Below are 18,963 nucleotides of genomic sequence, written 5' to 3'. Positions count from 1 at the left end.
TCTGGCCTGTACGCCCTCACCCGTCAAAGCGGGCATCTACCCATTCTGCTGGATCCCAAGGTAGCTGGGGCGGCGCACAAAATACATTAAAACAGGCCTCCACCCCTTATTCAGAAAGCGCCAGCAGCTATCAAAAACATAGCGAAAGGATTCTTTTGAAAATATTGATGTGGCGTGTCTTTTTTCACAACAGGTGTGAGTTGCACTCACGGAAGGTATTCCACCGGCAAAATGGGGCGTCATTTCCTGGATAACCCGGCAGGCAATGGATGGACTCCACTGTGGCGGCTTGCAGCCACTGAGCAAGACGGGAAAACGCCAATGCAAAGAATATCGGCCCAGAACGTTGTGGATCTCTTGCTCGACGCAGTCTGTATCGTCGATGCCAACAGCCAGGTGGTCTACGTGAGCCCTGCGTTTGAACGCATTTTTGGGTACACCCCTGAAGAGGCTGTGGGTCTCAAGATGTTCGATCTCGTCCACCCTGCAGACCGCCAGGCCACCGAGCAGCAGGCAAACCGTGTCATGGAAGGCAGCTTGCAGCTGCAGTTTGAAAATCGCTACATCCGCAAAGATGGTGCGTTGGTGGACATCCTCTGGACGGCACGCTGGCTCCCCGACAGCCAACTGCGCCTGGCAGTCGCCCACGACATCACCCGGCGCAAGCGCACGGAGTCGATGCACGCCACGATGTATGCCATTTCCGCTGCGGCGCACGCAGCTTCCAGCTTGCCTGTGCTTTTGGAGCGCATTCATCACATCCTTGCTGCCCGCATCAACACCCTCGCGTTTTCTGTGGCGCTGACCACCCCACAGGGTGGATTTCACCGGGTGTACGACGCACACGGTACGGCCCCCGCCCCACAAGCGCTGGATGCCGAGGCATCCGAGACGGCTTGGTACCAGCAGGTTCTGGAACAAGGCGCGTCGCTGCTCCAGCCTCTGCCAGCGCCCGAATCCGGCGGCCCGGAGATCCCTCCCCATTACTGGCTGGGCGTCCCCCTGCCCTCAGGCGACCGCCCCCTTGGCGTGTTGGCGTTGCGGGGACTGTCCACACGAGAGCGCCCTGTCGAGGCGGCCCAGGCATTGCTTGTGTTCGTCGCTCCTCAAGTTGAGATGGTGGTCGAACGCGTTCAACTGCATGAGCGCCTGCACCGCATGGCACAGTACGACCAGCTCACCGGCCTGCCCAACCGCGCGCTGTTTTATGACCGGCTCAAGATCGCCGTGGCCCGTGCCCACCGTGAGGAGACGCAGCTTGCCCTGCTCTTCATTGACCTGGACCGCTTCAAGGACGTGAACGACACCCTGGGGCACGCGATGGGCGACCTGCTGCTTCAAGGCGTTGCCAAACGCCTGATGGAAGCCGTACGCGGCTGCGACACGGTGGCACGGCTCGGTGGCGATGAATTCGTGGTGCTGCTGGAGGGGATTCGCCTGGGCGAATCCCCACAACCCATGGCGCAGAAAATGCTGTCGGCGTTTTCGCAGCCTTTTGATCTGCAAGGCACGGTCCTGCGCATACAGCCCAGCATTGGGATTGCGTTGTACCCAGATCATGGAATGCATGAAAGCGCCTTGCTCAGCCGGGCCGATGAGGCGATGTACGTAGCCAAGCGTAGCGGGGGCAACCAATCGTTTTTGCACCCAGGCAACCTAGGTGAACGCCATGGCGCCTCGCCGCTGAACTGAAGCGCAAATTGCTTCCTCCTTGGCTTGGCGCCTTATGGATGTCCTGATGCCAGTTGGGGCCATCGCTCATGTGAGGGCGCCCATGGCCTAAATTCTGCCCTGCCAGCCCCCTTCACCATGGCATCGCCAAGAACCAACATGCTCGACTCCCTTCTCCAACTCATCCACGTGCTGGCCTCCATGGTCTGGCTGGGTGGAATGTTCTTTGCCCATTTCTGCCTGCGGCCTGCCGCCCAGCAGCTGGAGCCCCCCGTGCGCATCGGACTGCTGTGCGGTGTGCTGCAGCGCTTCTTTACGGCGGTGACCGTGGCCATCGCCGCCCTGCTGGCATCAGGTATCTGGATGCTGGGCCGCACAGCACGGCAGGTGGTTCAATCGGGCGGCCAGTTTGCCCTGCCATTGGACTGGGCCTTGATGGTCGCCATTGGCTTGGTGATGACGGGCATTTTTGGCTACCTCCGGCTGGTGCTTTTCAAACAGCTCGTTCTTGCGAAAGAGGCAGGCAACTGGCCCGAGGCAGGCCGCTGGATGGCGAAGATCAAAACCTGGGTGGCCACCAATCTGGGGCTCGGCATCGCCATCGTGGCATTGGTGACCCTGCTGTAGTGCCGTGCTGGCGGCGTTTGGGCCGCCTTCGTACAAGACGCTGAGGCCCGGCTCACCGCCAGCAGGTGTCAGGCAGAATGGGGCGATCTCCTCACGCAAGGCTCCCCGTGCAATTTGGCTACACCATCATCTACGTGCCCGACGTGGCCGCATCCCTCGCCTTTTTCGAGCGTGCCTTTGGATTTTCTCCTCGGTTTTTGCATGAGTCGGGCACCTATGGCGAGCTGGACACAGGCACCACCACCTTGGCCTTCGCTGACCACGCCCTGGGCCACGCCAATTTTCCAGGTGGTCATGTGGCAGCGCACTCGTCCGAGAAGCCTCTGGGCATGGAAATCGCGTTCGTCACCCCCGATGTTCCCGCTGCCCACGAACAAGCGTTGCGCCACGGTGCCACCGAGCTGGCAGCTCCGGCGGCCCGGCCCTGGGGTCAAACCGTGTCGTATGTCCGGTGCCCTGACGGTACGTTGGTGGAGCTCTGCACACCGATCCTGGCTGGTTAGGGTGCGGGCCCTCGCTGCCCATTGAACCAACCCACACGCTGCCAAAAACCACTGTATCCCTCTGCGCAGAGGGGCGATAACGTGGCATCCTCTTGATCTATGGGAATTCACTTCGAATCAGCCGCCACGGCCACTCGGCCTCAAGAAGCCGACCGCCCTGGCCATGCACCGGCGGGCCGCAGACATCCGTCACGCACCAAAGGCCTGCAGGCCATGGTCATCGGCTTCATCGCCATGGCACTGATCGTGACGGGCGCCTTGATAGGCCTGGCCCTCTACATCAAATGGCAAGATGCCTTGGTCGCCCAGGAACGCCAAAGCGCCAATCTGGCCCGAGTGCTGCAAGAGCAAACGCTGCGGGTTCTGCATCCCATCGACCTAGCCACGCAGCGCATGCGCGATGCTGTGGCCAACGGCAGCCTCCAGCCCTCAGACTTCACGCGGCTGGCCAATGAAACCGGGCTGGTGCCAGACATCCTGACCCAGTTGTCACTGGTCGGAGCAGATGGCCGGTTCGTGGCCAGCAATCTGGACCCTGATGGCCAAAAAACCGGCCCCGTGGATCTCTCGGAGCGCGAGCACATCCAGATCCACCTCGAGCCAGGGCGCAACCCCGACCTGCGCAAACAGCTCACGCGCAATGGCCTGTTTGTCGGCAAACCCGTGCTGGGCAAAGTCTCGGGTAAATGGACACTCCAGCTGTCACGCCCGATCGTTTCCCCAAAGGGCCGCTTACACGGGGTCGTGGTGGCCTCCGTCAACCCCGATTACTTCGAAACGGTGTTCAGCGATGTGGACTTGGGCCCCGGCGGAGCTGTAACGCTGTTGGGTGATGACAACACCTTGCGCGCACGTGTCTCTGGAGGTCAAGCCACCGGCATGGGCCAGGTGCTCAAGCTGGCCAGTGACCACCCTCTCCTGGACGTCAACAAACCCGAAGGCACCTACACCCGCGTGAGCGCAGTGGACAACATGGAAAGAATCACCGCGTTTCGGCGCGTGCCCGGATACCCGCTCAACATGCTGGTTTCCAACACCACAGAGGCCGCGCTGGAGGAATGGCGCGGCATGCGCAACGTCACTCTGGTGGTGGCCCTGTTGCTGGGGGTTGCCATCGTGGCCAGTGGCGTGGGCTTCCTGCGCGGCGTTCGCCGACTTGAAGAATCGCACGCCGCATTGGCGGTGAGCGAAGCACAAGCCCAATCCGCCAGCCAGGCCAAAAGCGAATTCATGACCGCCGTATCGCATGAGCTGCGCACACCACTGACCAGCATTCGCGGTTTCGCGGAACTGATGGAGCTGCGGCTCAAAGAACCCTCTTTCCGCGAAGCTGCCACGCTCATTCGCCAGGCGGCAGACCATCTCAATACGCTTTTGACCGAGATCCTGGACCTTGCCAAAGTCGAGGCGGGAGCCATGCCCATCGTGCTCGCGCCCCACCCTGTTCGCGAACTTGTACAAAACACCGCCGATTTCTTTGCCATCTCAGCGGCACAGAAAGGGCTGGCACTGGCCGTTTCGGTCCCCGACGAGACCCCGGAAATGCTCATTTGCGACGGCCTGCGGCTCAAGCAGATTCTGAACAACTTGCTGTCCAATGCGCTCAAGTTCACCGAGCAAGGCGAAGTCCGGCTGGAGGTGGAGCCGCAAGGCGCGCAACTGCGCTTCCACGTGATCGACACCGGCCCCGGAATCCCGGAACATTTGCACGAGCTGATTTTTGAGAAATTCCGCCAGGGCAGCGCACAGGTCAGCAATGAACATGGCGGCACAGGCCTGGGGCTGGCACTGTCCCGGGCTCTGGCAGAGCTAATGCAGGGAGAACTGTCGGTGTCTTCGGTGCCCGGCGAAGGCGCCCGATTCACGCTGACTTTGCCATGCACTACGCCGTAACTCCATGGAAAAAACCAATACTTCCCTGGCTGTCTGAAATGGAAAAGCCTCAGGGGTTTGTACCGGCGGGCATACGCTTCACGAGCGTGAAGGCATCGGACCGTCAGGAAGCAAGCCTAGATTCACGAAGCGACCTGCGTAAAGGCACGCTTACGAAGCAATGAGAGCGGCGACATTCCGCCCTCGTCTTTTTGCAGTTTTTCCGGCCCATAAAAAAAGCCAGCGCATGCGCTGGCTCTTCCCCACCTAGGAATACACGCAACATCGCTGTTGCGTTTGGCTCATTAGAAGCGCCAGCCGAGGCCCACGCCCACCAGAACGGGATCCACCTTGAAGGTGCCGATCTTGGCGCCAGCGAGGCTGACGTCGGTCTTGATGAAGACCTTCTTCACGTCCAGGTTCAGGTACAGGTTCTTTTGCAGAGGGATGTCCACGCCGACTTGCAGGGCAGCACCAAAGCTGTTGCGGTCGATATCCACGCCGGCAGGCAGCTTCACGCTGGAGAAGCGGGTGTAGTTGATACCAGCGCCCACATAGGGCTTGAAGCCGGCAGCGTTGAAGTGGTACTGCACCAGCAGCGAAGGAGGCAGGTGCTTGAGGGTACCGATCTTGCCACCCAGAACGCTAGAGCTCAGGTCGTGCTTTTGAGGCACAGTCAAAACCAGCTCAGCAGCGATGTTGGGGGTGAAGAAGTACGACACATCGACTTCAGGAATCACCTTGTCGTTCACCGACAGACCCAAACCGGTGCTGTCTTTGTTGGCGCTATCCAGGTTCACGGCACGGGCACGCACGAGCCAAGGGCCTTCGGCTTGCTGCGCAAACGCAGCGCCAGAAGTCAGTGCGCAAAGAACGGCCACGGCCAGCAGGTTTTTCTTCATACAGAACTCAATGCAGTTGAACGGGGACGGCCCCCGTGCATGTATTGGGCCTGTTAGCGAAATGGTCAACCTTGCTGCAGGTCAAATAGTCCGTGTTTACCCGCAAGGTCATCACCCCCGCGTATAAGGCCGCGGGTTCTACGCATCCAGGACGTTTTAGCGGGCGCTGCGGCCTCTGAGGCGCTGAACGAACGTCACGGCAACCAATACCACCACACCTGCAGCCAAGCCAAAGATCGCATTGAGGCCGTTTGACACGACCACGGACCACAAAGAGCCTGCCGGCCATGCGGCTGCAGAAGCAGCCCAAGCCTCCACCGCATGATGAACGACCGGGATGCCGTGCACCAAAATACCGCCCCCCACCAGGAACATCGCCGCGGTGCCAGCCACCGACAGGCCTTTCATCAACCAGGGGGCCGCCCACAAAATGCCGCGTCCCAGCGCCTGCGCAAAGCTGCTGCCCTTGCGATGCAACCACAGGCCCAGGTCATCCAGCTTGACGATGCCAGCGACCAAGCCATACACCCCCAGCGTCATGATGAGCGCAATGCCGCTGAGAACAGCCAGTTGCTGAGCAAAAGGCGCCGTTGCGACCGTACCCAAGGTGATCGCGATGATCTCGGCAGAAAGGATGAAGTCCGTGCGCACCGCCCCTTTGATCTTTTCCTTTTCAAAGGCCACCATGTCCACGGCGGGATCGGAATTGGCTTTCAACAGACTCTCTTGCTCGGTCTCTGCTGCCTGAGGGTGCAAAAATTTGTGGGCCAGTTTTTCTGTGCCTTCAAAGCACAGAAACGCGCCGCCTACCATCAGCAAGGGGGTCACCGCCCAGGGGGCAAATGCGCTGATCAGCAGCGCCGCAGGCACCAGAATCACCTTGTTGATCAACGAACCCTTGGCCACTGCCCAGACGACCGGAATCTCTCGCTCGGCGCGCACACCGGTCACCTGCTGGGCATTGAGCGCAAGGTCATCGCCCAGCACACCCGCCGTTTTCTGGGCCGCCACCTTGGTCATGACGGATACGTCGTCCGCCATGGCCGCGCTCTTCTTGGCTGCCACCTTGGTCATGAGGGCCACATCGTCGAGGATGGTGGCAATGTCGTCGAGCAGGGCAAGCAGGCTGCCAGCGGCCATGGGAAATCCTTGGAAATGGTGAAGAGCGCCGACTATAGCAACGCGCCAAGACGTTGCTGTGCCAGACAAGGCCGCAACAACAACGGGGCCGAAGCCCCGATCAAAGTCACCCCGCCGTAAACAAGCACATCCGTGCGACTTCAAGCTTCACGGCACGCAGCGCTCGTCACAGTGCTTGGAAAGCGCACGGCCACAGCGCCAGGGCAGCCGCGCAAGGGCCGCCCCACAGCGGTGGCTGCGTCTCCCTTCCCGAATCGCACCAGCGATTCGAGAGAAGGGGGAAGCGGCGCAGCCGCTCAGGTGGATCGGTCGATTACCCCACCCACTTGCGCGCATTGCGCCAGATGCGCATCCAGCCGCTGAACTGCGACTGGTCTTCGCTGGTCCAGCTCATCTGCACGTTGCGGAACACGCGCTCGGGGTGCGGCATCATGGCCGTGAAGCGGCCGTCGGCCGTGGTCACTGCCGTGAGGCCACCGGCGCTGCCGTTGGGGTTGAACGGGTACTGCTCGGTCGCGCGGCCGTGGTTGTCCACGTAGCGCATGGCGGCAATGGCCTTGTCGGCATTGCCCCGGTACTTGAAATTGGCATAGCCCTCGCCGTGCGCCACCGCAATCGGCAGGCGGCTGCCCGCCATGCCTTGCAGGAACAGGCTGGGGGACTCCAGCACTTCCACCAGCGACAGGCGTGCCTCGAAGCGCTCGCTCTGGTTGGTGGTGAAGCGCGGCCAGTCTTGCGCGCCGGGGATGATGTCGGCCAGCTCGGCAAACATCTGGCAGCCGTTGCACACGCCCAGGCCAAACGTGTCCGTGCGACCAAAGAAGCCCTGGAACTGCGCCGCCAGCACCGGATTGAAGGTGATGGAACGCGCCCAGCCAATGCCCGCGCCCAGCGTGTCGCCGTAGCTGAAGCCACCGCAGGCGACCACGCCCTTGAAGTCTTCGAGCTTGACGCGGCCGGTCTGCAAATCGGTCATGTGCACGTCGTAGGCCTCGAAGCCTGCCTCGGTGAAGGCGTAGGCCATTTCGATGTGCGAGTTCACGCCCTGCTCGCGTAGGATGGCAACCTTGGGTTTGGCAAGGTTGAGGTATGGCGCGGCCACGTTGTCGGCGGCATCGAACGTGAGGTGCACGTGCAGGCCGGGATCGGTGGGCTCGCCTGCGGCCGCGTGTTCGGCGTCGGCATTGACGGGGTTGTCGCGCTGCTGGCAGATCTTCCAGCTCACGGCGTCCCACACCTGGTGCAAGTCCGCCAGCGGCGCGCTGAACACAGCCTTGGCATCGCGCCAGACCTGCAATTCGCCCTTGCCTGCGTCGATTTCGGACGACACCGGACGCGTCTTGCCCACAAAGTGGCTGAACTTGGACAGGCCGTGCTCGCGCAGCACCTGCATCACGTCGTTGCGCTCGGCGGTACGCACTTGCAGCAGCACGCCCAACTCTTCGTTGAACAGCGCCTTCAAGGTGAGTTCTTCTCGGCGGGCACTGACCTGGCCCGCCCAGTTTTTGGCATCGCCCGTATCCATGCGGCTGTCGCTCACGCCGTCGCCTTCGGTCACGAGCAAATCCACATTCAGCGCCACGCCCACATGGCCCGCAAAGGCCATTTCGGCGGCGGCCGCCAGCAGGCCGCCATCGCTGCGGTCGTGGTAGGCCAGGATCTGGCCCTTGGCGCGCAGGGCGTTCACGGCGTTGACGAGGTTGACCAGGTCTTGCGGATCGTCCACATCGGGCACCACGTCACCGCTTTGGTCCAGCGTCTGGCCCAGGATGCTGCCGCCCATGCGGTTCTGGCCCTTGCCCAGGTCGATCAGCACCAGCGTGGTGTCGGCCTCGGTGGCGTCGAGCTGGGGGGTGAGCGTGCCGCGCACGTCAGACAGCGAGGCGAAGGCGCTCACGATCAGGCTGACGGGCGAGCTGACTTTCTTCTTGTCCGAACCGTTGCTCCACTGCGTGCGCATGGACAGCGAATCCTTGCCCACGGGGATGGACACGCCCAGAGCGGGGCACAGCTCCATGCCCACGGCCTTCACGGTTTCGTACAGCGCGGCGTCTTCGCCGGGCTCGCCACAGGCTGCCATCCAGTTGGCCGACAGCTTCACACGCGGCAGCTCGATGGGCGCTGCCAGCAGGTTGGTGATGGCCTCGGCCACGGCCATGCGGCCCGATGCGGGCGCGTTGATGGCGGCCAGCGGTGTGCGCTCGCCCATGCTCATGGCCTCGCCCGCAAAGCCCTTGTAATCGGCCAGCGTCACGGCGCAATCGGCCACGGGTACCTGCCAGGGGCCGACCATCTGGTCGCGGTGGCTCAGGCCACCCACCGTGCGGTCACCGATGGTGATGAGGAAGCGCTTGGATGCCACCGTGGGGTGGGCCAGCACGTCGATGACGGCCTTTTGCAGCGGCACGCCGGTCAAGTCCATCGGTGCGAATTCGCGCACCACGGTCTTCACGTCGCGGTGCATCTTGGGCGGCTTGCCCAGCAGCACGTTCATGGGCATGTCCACCGGCAGCTTCTGGTCGTCGGCCGTGGCTGCGGGGTCGTGCAGCACCAGCTGGCGCTCTTCCGTGGCCGTGCCGATCACCGCAAACGGGCAGCGCTCGCGCTCACAGAAAGCTTTGAACTGTTCCAGCGACTCGGGCGCAATCGCCAGCACATAGCGCTCTTGCGACTCGTTGGACCAGATTTCCTTTGGGCTCATGCCCGACTCTTCGAGCTGCACGGCGCGCAGGTCAAAGCGCGCGCCACGGCCTGCGTCGTTGGTCAGCTCGGGGAAGGCGTTGGACAAACCGCCCGCGCCCACGTCATGGATGGCCAGGATGGGGTTGTTGCTGCCCTGCGCCCAGCAGTGGTTGATGACCTCTTGCGCACGGCGCTCGATCTCGGGGTTGCCGCGCTGCACCGAGTCAAAGTCAAGCTCGGCCGCATTGGTGCCGGTGGCCATGGAGCTGGCGGCGCTGCCGCCCATGCCGATGCGCATGCCGGGGCCACCCAGCTGGATCAGCAGCGAGCCGGCAGGGAATTCAATTTTCTTCGTCAGCTCGGCATCGATCACACCCACGCCGCCCGCAATCATGATGGGCTTGTGGTAGCCGCGCTGCACGCCGCCCACGTTCTGCTCGTATTCGCGGAAGTAGCCGTTCAGGTTGGGGCGGCCAAATTCGTTGTTGAACGCCGCGCCGCCGAGAGGCCCTTCGACCATGATCTGCAGCGGGCTGGCAATGTGCTCGGGCTTGCCCACGGTGCTACCCCAGAGCTTGGACACGGTAAAGCCCGTGAGGCCCGCCTTGGGCTTAGAGCCCCGGCCGGTCGCGCCTTCGTCGCGAATCTCGCCGCCTGCACCCGTGGAGGCGCCGGGGAAGGGAGAGATGGCCGTGGGGTGGTTGTGCGTTTCCACCTTCATCAGCACATGCTGCGTTGCGCTACTTTTTTGATAGCTGCTCGCGCTTGATCCATCAGCGCCAGAGGCCATTTTTGCCACAAATCGCTCGACTTGGTGGCCTTCCATGATCGACGCGTTGTCAGAGTACGCCACCACCGTGTGCTGGGGCGCGAGCTGGTGGGTGTTGCGGATCATGCCGAACAGGCTCTTGTCCTGCGCCACACCGTCGATGGTGAATTCGGCGTTGAAGATCTTGTGGCGGCAGTGTTCGCTGTTCGCTTGGGCGAACATCATCAGTTCCACATCGGTGGGGTTGCGCTTGAGGCCGTTGAAGGCGTTGACGAGGTAGTCGATCTCGTCATCGGCCAAAGCCAAGCCAAAGCGAGTGTTTGCAGCTTCCAGCGCAGCGCGGCCCCCAGCCAGCACGTCCACATGCTCCATCGGCGCGGGCTGCAGCTCGGTGAACAGGGCTGCAGCAGCACTGCGGTCAGCCACCACCGATTCGGTCATGCGGTCATGCAGCAAGGCGGCGACCTGGCCCAGTTGCTCGGCGGTCAGCTCGGGTGTCTTGCCCAGCAGGCCCGATTTCAGGCTGAGACGGTATTCGGTGATGCGCTCCACGCGGCGGATAGCGATGCCGCAGTTGCGCGCAATGTCAGTGGCCTTGGAGGCCCAGGGCGACAGAGTTCCCAAACGGGGAGTAACAACCAGTGCGGCACCTTCTTGCGGCCCTTCATAGGGGTCGCCATACGTCAGCAACGCCGCCAGGCGCTCTTGCTCTGCGGCCGTGGGCGGAGCATCGGTGGCAACCAAGTGCACAAACCGTGCGGCAATGCCACTGATCTTGGGGTGGATGGCCTCGAGGGCGGGCTGAAGTTGCTGAGCGCGGAAGTTGCTGAGGGCGTTGCCGCCCGCCAGCGTGGTCATGTGCAAGGTCACGGTAGCGGCCTGTTGGGGTGTGAGGGGGTCAAATGGATCACGGGCTTGCTGGGTTCAGCAGCCGTGAAGCCCGCCATTTTACCGGGCATGTCCACCAGCCCTGCGCCAAGCGAGGCCCAATGGGATAATTGACCCATGAGCATCACCATCAAAAGCGCCGAAGACATTGAGGGCATGCGGCTGGCTTGCCGCCTGGCTTCGGAAGTGCTGGACTACATCGCCCCCCACATCAAGCCCGGCATCACCACCAAAGAGATCGACCGCCTGGGCGCGGAGTGCATGGCCCAGCAGGGCACCATCTCCGCCACCGTGGGCTACCAGCCCCCAGGCTACCCACCCTACCCTGCGTCGCTGTGCACGTCGGTCAACCACGTGGTGTGCCACGGCATTCCCAACGACAAGCCCCTGAAAAAGGGCGACATCGTGAACGTGGACGTGACCGTCATCACCAAGGACGGCTGGTACGGCGACAACAGCCGCATGTACCTGATTGGCGAGTGCTCGATTGCAGCCAAACGCCTGTCGGCAGTGACTTTTGAAGCCATGTGGCACGGCATCCTGCAGGTCAAGCCAGGCGCCCGGCTCGGAGACATTGGCCACGCCATCCAGAAGTTTGCCGAGGGGCACGGCTTCTCGGTGGTGCGCGAGTTCTGCGGACACGGCATCGGCCAGAAATTCCACGAAGAACCCCAGGTTCTGCACTATGGCCGCCCCGGCACGTTGGAAGAGCTGCAACCCGGCATGGTGTTCACCATCGAGCCCATGATCAACGCAGGCAAACGCGATGTGAAGAACCATGGCAACGACGGCTGGACCATCGTCACCAAGGACCACAGCCTCTCTGCCCAATGGGAACACACCGTGCTGGTCACTCCCACGGGCTACGAGGTGATGACGTTGTCGGCAGGGTCTCCGCCACTGCCTAGTTTTGTGGCTGCCACGCGCACCTGAAATCAGCGGCAAGAGGCCTGCGCACGACTTTTGCTTTGCAGTCAGGGCGTGCGCAGACTCAACCGCGAGCCGGGTCGGCGCACCACTTTCGCACTGTCTGGCTCCGGTTCTTGTCCCTCTTCCTTCCAAGCCCTGCCCCATGACCGAAATCCAGTCGCTGCGTGCCGCCTATCGCCAAGAAAAAGCCGCCGTCATGGGGGGCATGGCAGCCTCTGTAGCCTCCACCCGGGGCATTCACAAAGTGCTGCGCAAGCTGTCTTCCCTCACGGATGGTTTGCTGCACACACTGTGGCAGCGCGCGGAGATGCCTTCTGGCTGTGCGTTGGTGGCGGTGGGCGGATATGGCCGGGCGCAGCTTTTTCCGTTCTCTGACGTGGACGTGCTACTGCTGCTGCCAGAAGGCACGCAGCTAGACACGGACAGCGCACTGAGCCGGCGCATTGAGGGCTTCATCGGTAGCTGCTGGGACGCGGGGCTGGAAATCGGCTCTAGCGTGCGCACCACCTCAGAATGCCTGGCCGAAAGCGCGGCCGATGTGACGGTTCAAACCTCACTGCTCGAAGCTCGTCTCATCTGCGGAAATGCGGCGCTGTTTGCACACTTCCAGGGCCAGTACCAGGCGCAAATGGATCCCAAGGCCTTCCTGGTCGCCAAGACGCTGGAAATGCGCCAGCGCCACACCAAGTACGACAACACGCCTTACGCGCTGGAACCCAACTGCAAGGAGTCACCCGGCGGCTTGCGAGACCTGCAACTCATCCTATGGGTTGCCAAGGCTGCAGGATTGGGCGGCAGCTGGAAAGAACTGGCCGCCAGTGGCATGGCCACCCCGTTTGAGGTGCGCCAGATTGAACGCAACGAAGCCCTGCTCTGCCTGATACGGGCGCGCCTGCACCAGGCGGCAGGACGCCACGAAGACCGCCTCGTGTTCGACCTGCAAACCACGGTGGCGGAATCGTTTGGCTACCGCTCGCAAGCACCAGATGGCTCGCGTCTGCCGATGCGCGCCAGCGAAACCCTGATGCGCCGCTACTACTGGGCGGCCAAGGCGGTGTCCCAGCTCAGCCAGATCCTGCTGCTCAACATTGAAGAGCGGCTGAACCCATCGACCCACGAACCACGCCCGATCAACGAGCGGTTTTTTGAAAAAGCCGGCCTCATTGAAGTGGCCAGCGACGATCTGTACCAGAAAGACCCGCACGCGATTCTGGAAACTTTTTTGCTCTACCAGACCTCGGTGGGCTTGAAAAACCTGTCTGCGCGCACCTTGCGAGCGCTGTACAACGCCCGTTCGGTGATGGATGCCGCCTTCCGGCGCGATCCGGTCAACCGCCAAACCTTCATGCGCATCCTTCAGCAGCCGTCGGGCATCACCCATGCCATGCGGCTCATGAACCAGACTTCTGTGCTGGGTCGCTACCTCTGGGTGTTCCGCGGCATCGTGGGGCAAATGCAGCACGACCTGTTCCATGTCTACACCGTGGATCAGCACATCCTGATGGTGCTGCGCAACATGCGGCGCTTTTTCATGGCGGAACATGCCCACGAATACCCGTTCTGCTCCCACTTGGCGGCGGGCTGGGACAAGCCCTGGATTCTCTATATCGCGGCGCTGTTCCACGATATCGGCAAAGGCCGGGGGGGCGATCACTCCCACATCGGTGCGAAGGAGGTTCGGCGCTTCTGCCGTCAGCATGGCGTGGACGTGGAGGACACACAGCTCATCGAATTCCTGGTCAGCGAGCATTTGACAATGAGCCGGGTCGCGCAAAAGCAAGACCTCAGTGACCCCGAAGTGATCTCTGCCTTTGCTCAGCGGGTTCGCAATGAGCGCTATCTGACCGCCCTCTATCTGCTCACCGTGGCAGACATCCGCGGCACCAGCCCCAAGGTCTGGAATGCGTGGAAAGGCAAGTTGCTGGAAGACCTGTACCGTTCCACCCTCCGAACCCTGGGCGGCCGCGCACCAGATGCTGCGGCCGAAATCGAGGCCCGCAAGCGCGAAGCGCTCGTGCAGCTGGCCCTCAACGCCCTTCCGTTCGAAGCCCACAAAGCCCTGTGGGAAACATTGGACGTCAGCTATTTCATGCGGCACGAGGCCGCAGACATTGCGTGGCACACGCGCCACCTGTCGCGCCACGTGGGCACCACCAAACCTATCGTGCGCGCCCGCCAATCGCTGGCAGGAGAAGGCCTGCAAGTATTGGTTTACGCGCCCGACCAGCCCGACCTGTTTGCACGCATCTGCGGTTACTTCGACCGTGCAGGTTTCAGCATTCTGGATGCCAGAGTACATACCGCCAACAACCACTACGCGCTGGATTCATTCCAGGTGGTGGCGTCATCACAACCTGGCCATTACCGAGAGCTGACGCATATGGTCGAAAGCGACTTGGTCCGTGCCATTGAAGCAGGCGGCCCCCTGCCCGAGCCCGCTCGCAAAAGGGTGTCGCGGCGCGTCAAAAGCTTCCCCATAGCCCCCCGCGTGTCGCTACAGCCAGACGAGAAAGCGCAGCGTTGGCTCCTCGGTATTTCTGCCAGCGACCGGGCCGGCTTGCTGTATCTGGTGGCACGCATCCTCGCGCAGCACCATCTGAGCGTGCAACTCGCAAAAGTCAGCACACTGGGAGAGCGGGTGGAAGACACCTTCTTGCTGCAGGGCTCAGAGCTGCAAAACAACGCGCGGCAAATCCAGATCGAAACCGAGTTGCTGCAGGCGCTCTCTGAGTAGTCGAGCGCAAAAGGCTGCAAGTCCCATCGCGCGGGTTGTGTGCGGCAGCTACTGATTACAGCGTTTCGCCTTCTTCAAAGGGATTTCAAGCCTTTTCGGCCTCTAGCGCTTGTGCAGAAAGCGTCAGCCGCTCTTATTTTGATAGTGATGCGTCGCTTCGGTGTGCAGCAAGAATGCCATGGCTCAAAAAGCTTGCAGCCCAGAGGGGCACAGCAAATAGCATCTACTAGTCGTCTGCGTCCGCGGGATCCAAGCCAGGAAACAAGACGTCGGTATATCCAAACTGGGTGAAATCTTTGACTCGCATGGGGTACAGCTTTCCCCAAAGGTGGTCGCACTCGTGCTGCACCACCCGTGCATGAAAACCTTCGGCTTCGCGATCCATCGGATCACCGTAGGGATCAAACCCCGTGTACCGAATGCGCGTCCAGCGCGGCACCTTGCCTCTCAGCCCCGGAACAGACAGGCAACCCTCCCAATCATCTTCTTGCTCCACTCCCAGCGGAGTGATCACAGGATTGACCAAGACCGTCATAGGCACCAACGGCCTATCGGGGTAGCGAGGATTGGCGACCTCTGAACCAAACACCACCACCTGCAGGTCTACGCCGATCTGCGGTGCGGCAAGCCCTGCGCCATTCGCAGCACGCATCGTCTCCCACAAATCACGCACCAGCAAATGCAGTGCATCCGTATCAAATTCAGTGACCTCTTTCGCCGTGCGAAGCAAACGAGGGTCTCCCATTTTGAGAATGGTATGTATGGTCATGGTGAAAGAATCTTCTGAAACGGCCAATCAATAAGACCGGGAAACCCAGCGGTGTGTGCGGCGAGAGCAGCGACTCGCATGAGCGATTTTTGCTCGGGGCGCCTGGCCAATCGACTCAACGCAAAGACATGCGATTGCCCGAAACCTGAAACCCAACGATGGGCGCCACAGGATCACCGAACGAAACGCCCAAAGAGATATCACCCGTGCCATGGAGAATGCAGGCGTCCCGCCGCAAACGCACCGGAGACTCGCTGCCGTCAAAGCGGATCCATGTGCCAAAACTGCTCAGATCGGTCAATAGAAAGCCACTGTTGCGCCAATCAATGCGGGCATGAAGCCGCGACACCCTGGGATCATTGATGCATAGCTGAGCATGTGTCGCTCGGCCGATATGAATGGGAGCTTCATTGGACGTAAAGGTGACATCCACTCCATGCCAGTTGAATTGAATGGCCCCCAAAATGGAATCCATCGCTGCAAACTGACTTGCAAGCCCTGATTGCACCGTGAGGGATTCATTTTCCTGGTCTTGCCGCCACTCGGCTTGATACAGCACCAGCGGCCCACCTTTACCGCGAATCTCCATGGCACCAAGTTTTCTAAACCATACCGCAGGCGCAACACCCGCCAGCAAAACCAAGGTTTCTGTCGCCCAAATTTCCCCTGGCCCCGAGCGCTCGCAAAGCCGCGCCGCCACATTGACGGCATCACCGTAGCAATCACCGTCCACTTCCACAATATCGCCCGTAGCCATTCCTACGCGAATGTCCATGCGAATGGGATGTGGCCATCGAGCTTGCCGCTGCTCGTGCGCCCGGAGCATCGCAGAACTTGCGGCTGTGGCACTGGCTGCATCTCCGAACACCCCCAGCACCCCGTCACCCAGCTTTTTGACGACGCGACCAGCGTGGCTATGAATGCAAGTGCCAATCCAATCAGTCAGTTGAGCAACCGCTTCCGCTGCACGCTCATTGCCCAACGATTCGTACAACGCAACACTGCCAGAAATGTCAGCAAAGATGACCGTCGCAAGAACAGTCATGATTTTTCAGGCTCAAAATAAATCATGACTTACAGTTTAATACAGCAACGCGATTTCATGCCAAAAATTTAACCCTGCTCAGTAAAGCGCTCAAATTTTTGATTTAAATATTATTGCCAGAATAATTAATTTGAAATTTCGCAAAATCTTTAAAACTACTCAATGAGTATGCGAGTGCCCCCAATATAAAAGAGCATCCCTTTTTTCTACCGACAGCGAAACTTTAGCCCCAACCGGCAAAACCACTTTGGTTGGCACGTGCCCAAAAGGCAGGTTTGTCAACACAGGAATACTCACCTTCGACCGAACCCAATCAACAACGGATTGAAAATTAAACCCCTTGTCGTGCGGAGCTAGCCTGTACTCAGTAAACTGACCCAACACAATAGCTTTTTGCTTTGCCAAAATTCCAGCATACAAGAGCTGCGTCAACATTCGCTCAATCCTGTAAGGGTGCTCTCCAACATCCTCCAAAAAGAGAATTCCCCCTTCAATCCGAGGCATATAAGGAGTTCCAATCAATCCCACCAATACAGCAAGATTCCCACCCCAAAGAACGGCATCTTCTATATAAATCTCTTGATCCGCAAATTGATTCTCTACATCTTTTTTGCGATACGGCAAACGCCAACCTGCGCCCTCTCCATGACCTGTCATCAAGTCATCGAAGCAAGCCTCCATGATATCGTCAGGTACACCGTCCACACCAAAATCCGTAATCAAAGCTGGACCAGCCCAAGTGATAGATTCCGTTTTTGCGAGGACCGCGTTTTGAAACGCAGTGAAATCACTTATACCTACGAATTTTGTGCCTGATGCAATAGCAGCGCCTACTTTTTTGTAGTCGATATCCGCCAGCAGTCTTGTAAAGCCGTAGGCACCACGCGTGATCAGTGCCACATCGGCGCCACTAGCGGCAGCACGATGAATCGCAGCCAAACGGGTTTGATCATCGCCAGCAAAACGCGTGTGAACTGCACGGGCATCGATATCCACTTCGACCTGGTAGCCCAAAGCCTCCAGACGGGACAAACCACGTTTGAAAGCAGCCTTATCACGGATTGTGCCAGCCGGGGAATAAATGTAGATATGATTAGCCCCCGCGTGACAAAGGCTGCGACTATTTTCGCTATTTAATTTGGACATCACACCCTGGAAAAATACCAGCTCCTAGACAACGATTAAAGTGCACCAGCACAGCAAAAGCAGCACACATCAAACAAGAACATCAAAATATCATCAACTATTTCTATAATCCGAATTTTTTTCTTTTTTTAATTCCAGCAACAAGCGAGAAAACTCACGCACACCAGCTTTATAGCCTTTATCCGGAAAAGGCGCTTGCATCGCATCATCGAACTCACCAACAGATAAACGACTCCGCCCCTCAGGAAGCACCAAAAAGCTGCATATCAACGGAGATATGCCTTCACACAGACTCATCAACAATCCTGAATGCCAACCCTCAAGCACAACATTGATTGACTTCAAACCCAGCCTGTCAACAAAATCCCCCAAAATAAGACGATGCTTCTGCAGCTGATGAAATTTCTCTCTTTTTGGTTTATCGCTCTTTCCAAAGCCAATCATATCGATAAGAACGACTCTTTCCGACTCTGGCATAGAATTCAAGAAATTCTGAAAAACAAAACTCCAGCTTGAAGGTCCATGCAAGCATAGCCATGCAGATTTATTTTCTTCAGGCCCCGAGTCCACGTAATGCATACGCAAACCGTCCAAGCTAGGTAAATCGCTTATGTATGAGGATTGATGGCTGAAATCAGGGACAGCGACAAACGCATGCTCGGGGGTTCTGAGGGCATCGTCACGCAAAGGAAATTTTTTGTTCTTTTTACTCTGGAAACGCCGATTCAAAAAAAAATCACCCAATACCGCAGCGCACTCCCTGGCAAGTACTCCACTAGAAACACTAGTGTGGTGGTTTAGTTGATGACTTTCGAGCAAATTCACAACGGATCCCACGGCCCCAGTTTTGGGCTCGGCAGCTCCAAAGACAAGCCTTCCCAAGCGAGCGTTCAGGATAGCACCACAACACATTGCACAGGGCTCTAACGTAACATAGAGGGTGCACTCAGTGAGCCGGTAATTCCCTAAAACCAAGGCTCCCGCACGCAGTGCATTAATTTCAGCATGCCCAGCGGGGTCGCAGGATCCGACAGTGGTGTTGCGACCAGTTGAGAGCAGCAGGTTATCTTTGACCAATACCGCACCAACAGGCACCTCCCCCAATTCCGCTGCAGCCTTGGCCCCAGCCAAGGCCAACTTCATCCAATGCTCATCGGTTAGGCGTTGCCCATCCATAGACCGTATATCCGAGGAGTGATGAGTGTGGGGTTACGTGAATGTGAATATCAAAGGCCCATAAGACAAACCCCCCCACTCCATAGGGAGAGGGGGGGTATGCGGGCTG

The 18,963-nt window shown here is 59.6% G+C and carries 13 protein-coding genes; 6 read left to right on the top strand and 7 right to left on the bottom strand.

What is annotated here, in order from left to right; translation table 11 throughout:
* Positions 1-321: 321 nt before the first annotated feature.
* The 4 genes from IHV84_RS13995 (at position 322) to IHV84_RS13980 (ending at position 4,694) form a co-directional block, all read left to right on the top strand.
* Complete coding sequence (locus IHV84_RS13995) at positions 322-1,692, top strand: bifunctional diguanylate cyclase/phosphodiesterase (protein WP_198847311.1); 1,371 nt, start codon at positions 322-324, stop codon at positions 1,690-1,692.
* 138 nt (positions 1,693-1,830) lie between these two features.
* The gene (locus IHV84_RS13990) at positions 1,831-2,298 is read left to right on the top strand and encodes a CopD family protein (protein WP_066690993.1); all 468 of its coding nucleotides are present in this window, start codon (positions 1,831-1,833) and stop codon (positions 2,296-2,298) included.
* Between the two features lie 107 nt (positions 2,299-2,405).
* On the top strand, positions 2,406-2,801 hold the full coding sequence (locus IHV84_RS13985; protein WP_198847310.1) for a VOC family protein: 396 nt from the start codon (positions 2,406-2,408) through the stop codon (positions 2,799-2,801).
* A gap of 99 nt (positions 2,802-2,900) precedes the next feature.
* The gene (locus tag IHV84_RS13980; protein WP_233100020.1) at positions 2,901-4,694 is read left to right on the top strand and encodes an ATP-binding protein; all 1,794 of its coding nucleotides are present in this window, start codon (positions 2,901-2,903) and stop codon (positions 4,692-4,694) included.
* Positions 4,695-4,978: 284 nt separating this feature from the next.
* Here the strand turns inward: IHV84_RS13980 and IHV84_RS13975 are convergent, their stop codons facing one another.
* The 3 genes from IHV84_RS13975 to purL form a co-directional block, all read right to left on the bottom strand.
* A complete protein-coding gene (locus IHV84_RS13975; RefSeq protein WP_198847309.1) occupies positions 4,979-5,575 on the bottom strand; it encodes an OmpW family protein in 597 nt (198 codons plus the stop codon).
* 156 nt (positions 5,576-5,731) lie between these two features.
* Positions 5,732-6,715 carry a DUF808 domain-containing protein gene (locus tag IHV84_RS13970; RefSeq protein WP_198847308.1) on the bottom strand — a complete coding sequence of 328 codons (984 nt, stop codon included), beginning with the start codon at positions 6,713-6,715 and terminating at the stop codon, positions 5,732-5,734.
* A 313-nt stretch (positions 6,716-7,028) separates the two neighbouring features.
* Positions 7,029-11,036, bottom strand: a complete 4,008-nt coding sequence (gene purL, locus IHV84_RS13965) for a phosphoribosylformylglycinamidine synthase (RefSeq protein WP_198847307.1) — start codon at positions 11,034-11,036, stop codon at positions 7,029-7,031.
* A gap of 135 nt (positions 11,037-11,171) precedes the next feature.
* Between purL and map the strand changes: the two genes are divergently transcribed.
* Both map and IHV84_RS13955 read left to right on the top strand, forming a co-directional pair.
* Entirely contained in the window at positions 11,172-11,987 is an 816-nt protein-coding gene (map, locus tag IHV84_RS13960) for a type I methionyl aminopeptidase (RefSeq protein WP_198847306.1), read from the top strand.
* Positions 11,988-12,126: 139 nt separating this feature from the next.
* A complete protein-coding gene (locus IHV84_RS13955; protein WP_198847305.1) occupies positions 12,127-14,718 on the top strand; it encodes a [protein-PII] uridylyltransferase in 2,592 nt (863 codons plus the stop codon).
* Between the two features lie 226 nt (positions 14,719-14,944).
* Here the strand turns inward: IHV84_RS13955 and def are convergent, their stop codons facing one another.
* The 4 genes from def to tadA all read right to left on the bottom strand — a co-directional run bounded on the left by def (position 14,945) and on the right by tadA (position 18,854).
* Positions 14,945-15,487, bottom strand: a complete 543-nt coding sequence (gene def / locus IHV84_RS13945; protein ID WP_198847304.1) for a peptide deformylase — start codon at positions 15,485-15,487, stop codon at positions 14,945-14,947.
* A 115-nt stretch (positions 15,488-15,602) separates the two neighbouring features.
* Positions 15,603-16,532, bottom strand: coding sequence for an adenylate/guanylate cyclase domain-containing protein (locus tag IHV84_RS13940; protein ID WP_198847303.1), 930 nt, complete (start codon positions 16,530-16,532; stop codon positions 15,603-15,605).
* Between the two features lie 159 nt (positions 16,533-16,691).
* Complete coding sequence (locus IHV84_RS13935; protein ID WP_198847302.1) at positions 16,692-17,678, bottom strand: LD-carboxypeptidase; 987 nt, start codon at positions 17,676-17,678, stop codon at positions 16,692-16,694.
* Between the two features lie 93 nt (positions 17,679-17,771).
* On the bottom strand, positions 17,772-18,854 hold the full coding sequence (gene tadA, locus IHV84_RS13930; RefSeq protein ID WP_255523832.1) for a tRNA adenosine(34) deaminase TadA: 1,083 nt from the start codon (positions 18,852-18,854) through the stop codon (positions 17,772-17,774).
* Between the last annotated feature and the right edge of the window lie 109 nt (positions 18,855-18,963).

The sequence above is a fragment of the Acidovorax sp. IB03 genome, from assembly GCF_016406015.1.
In the GTDB taxonomy this organism is placed as follows: domain Bacteria; phylum Pseudomonadota; class Gammaproteobacteria; order Burkholderiales; family Burkholderiaceae_C; genus Acidovorax; species Acidovorax temperans.
Note: the sequence above shows the minus strand (reverse complement) of the source record. Positions and strands in the feature narration are given on the sequence as shown.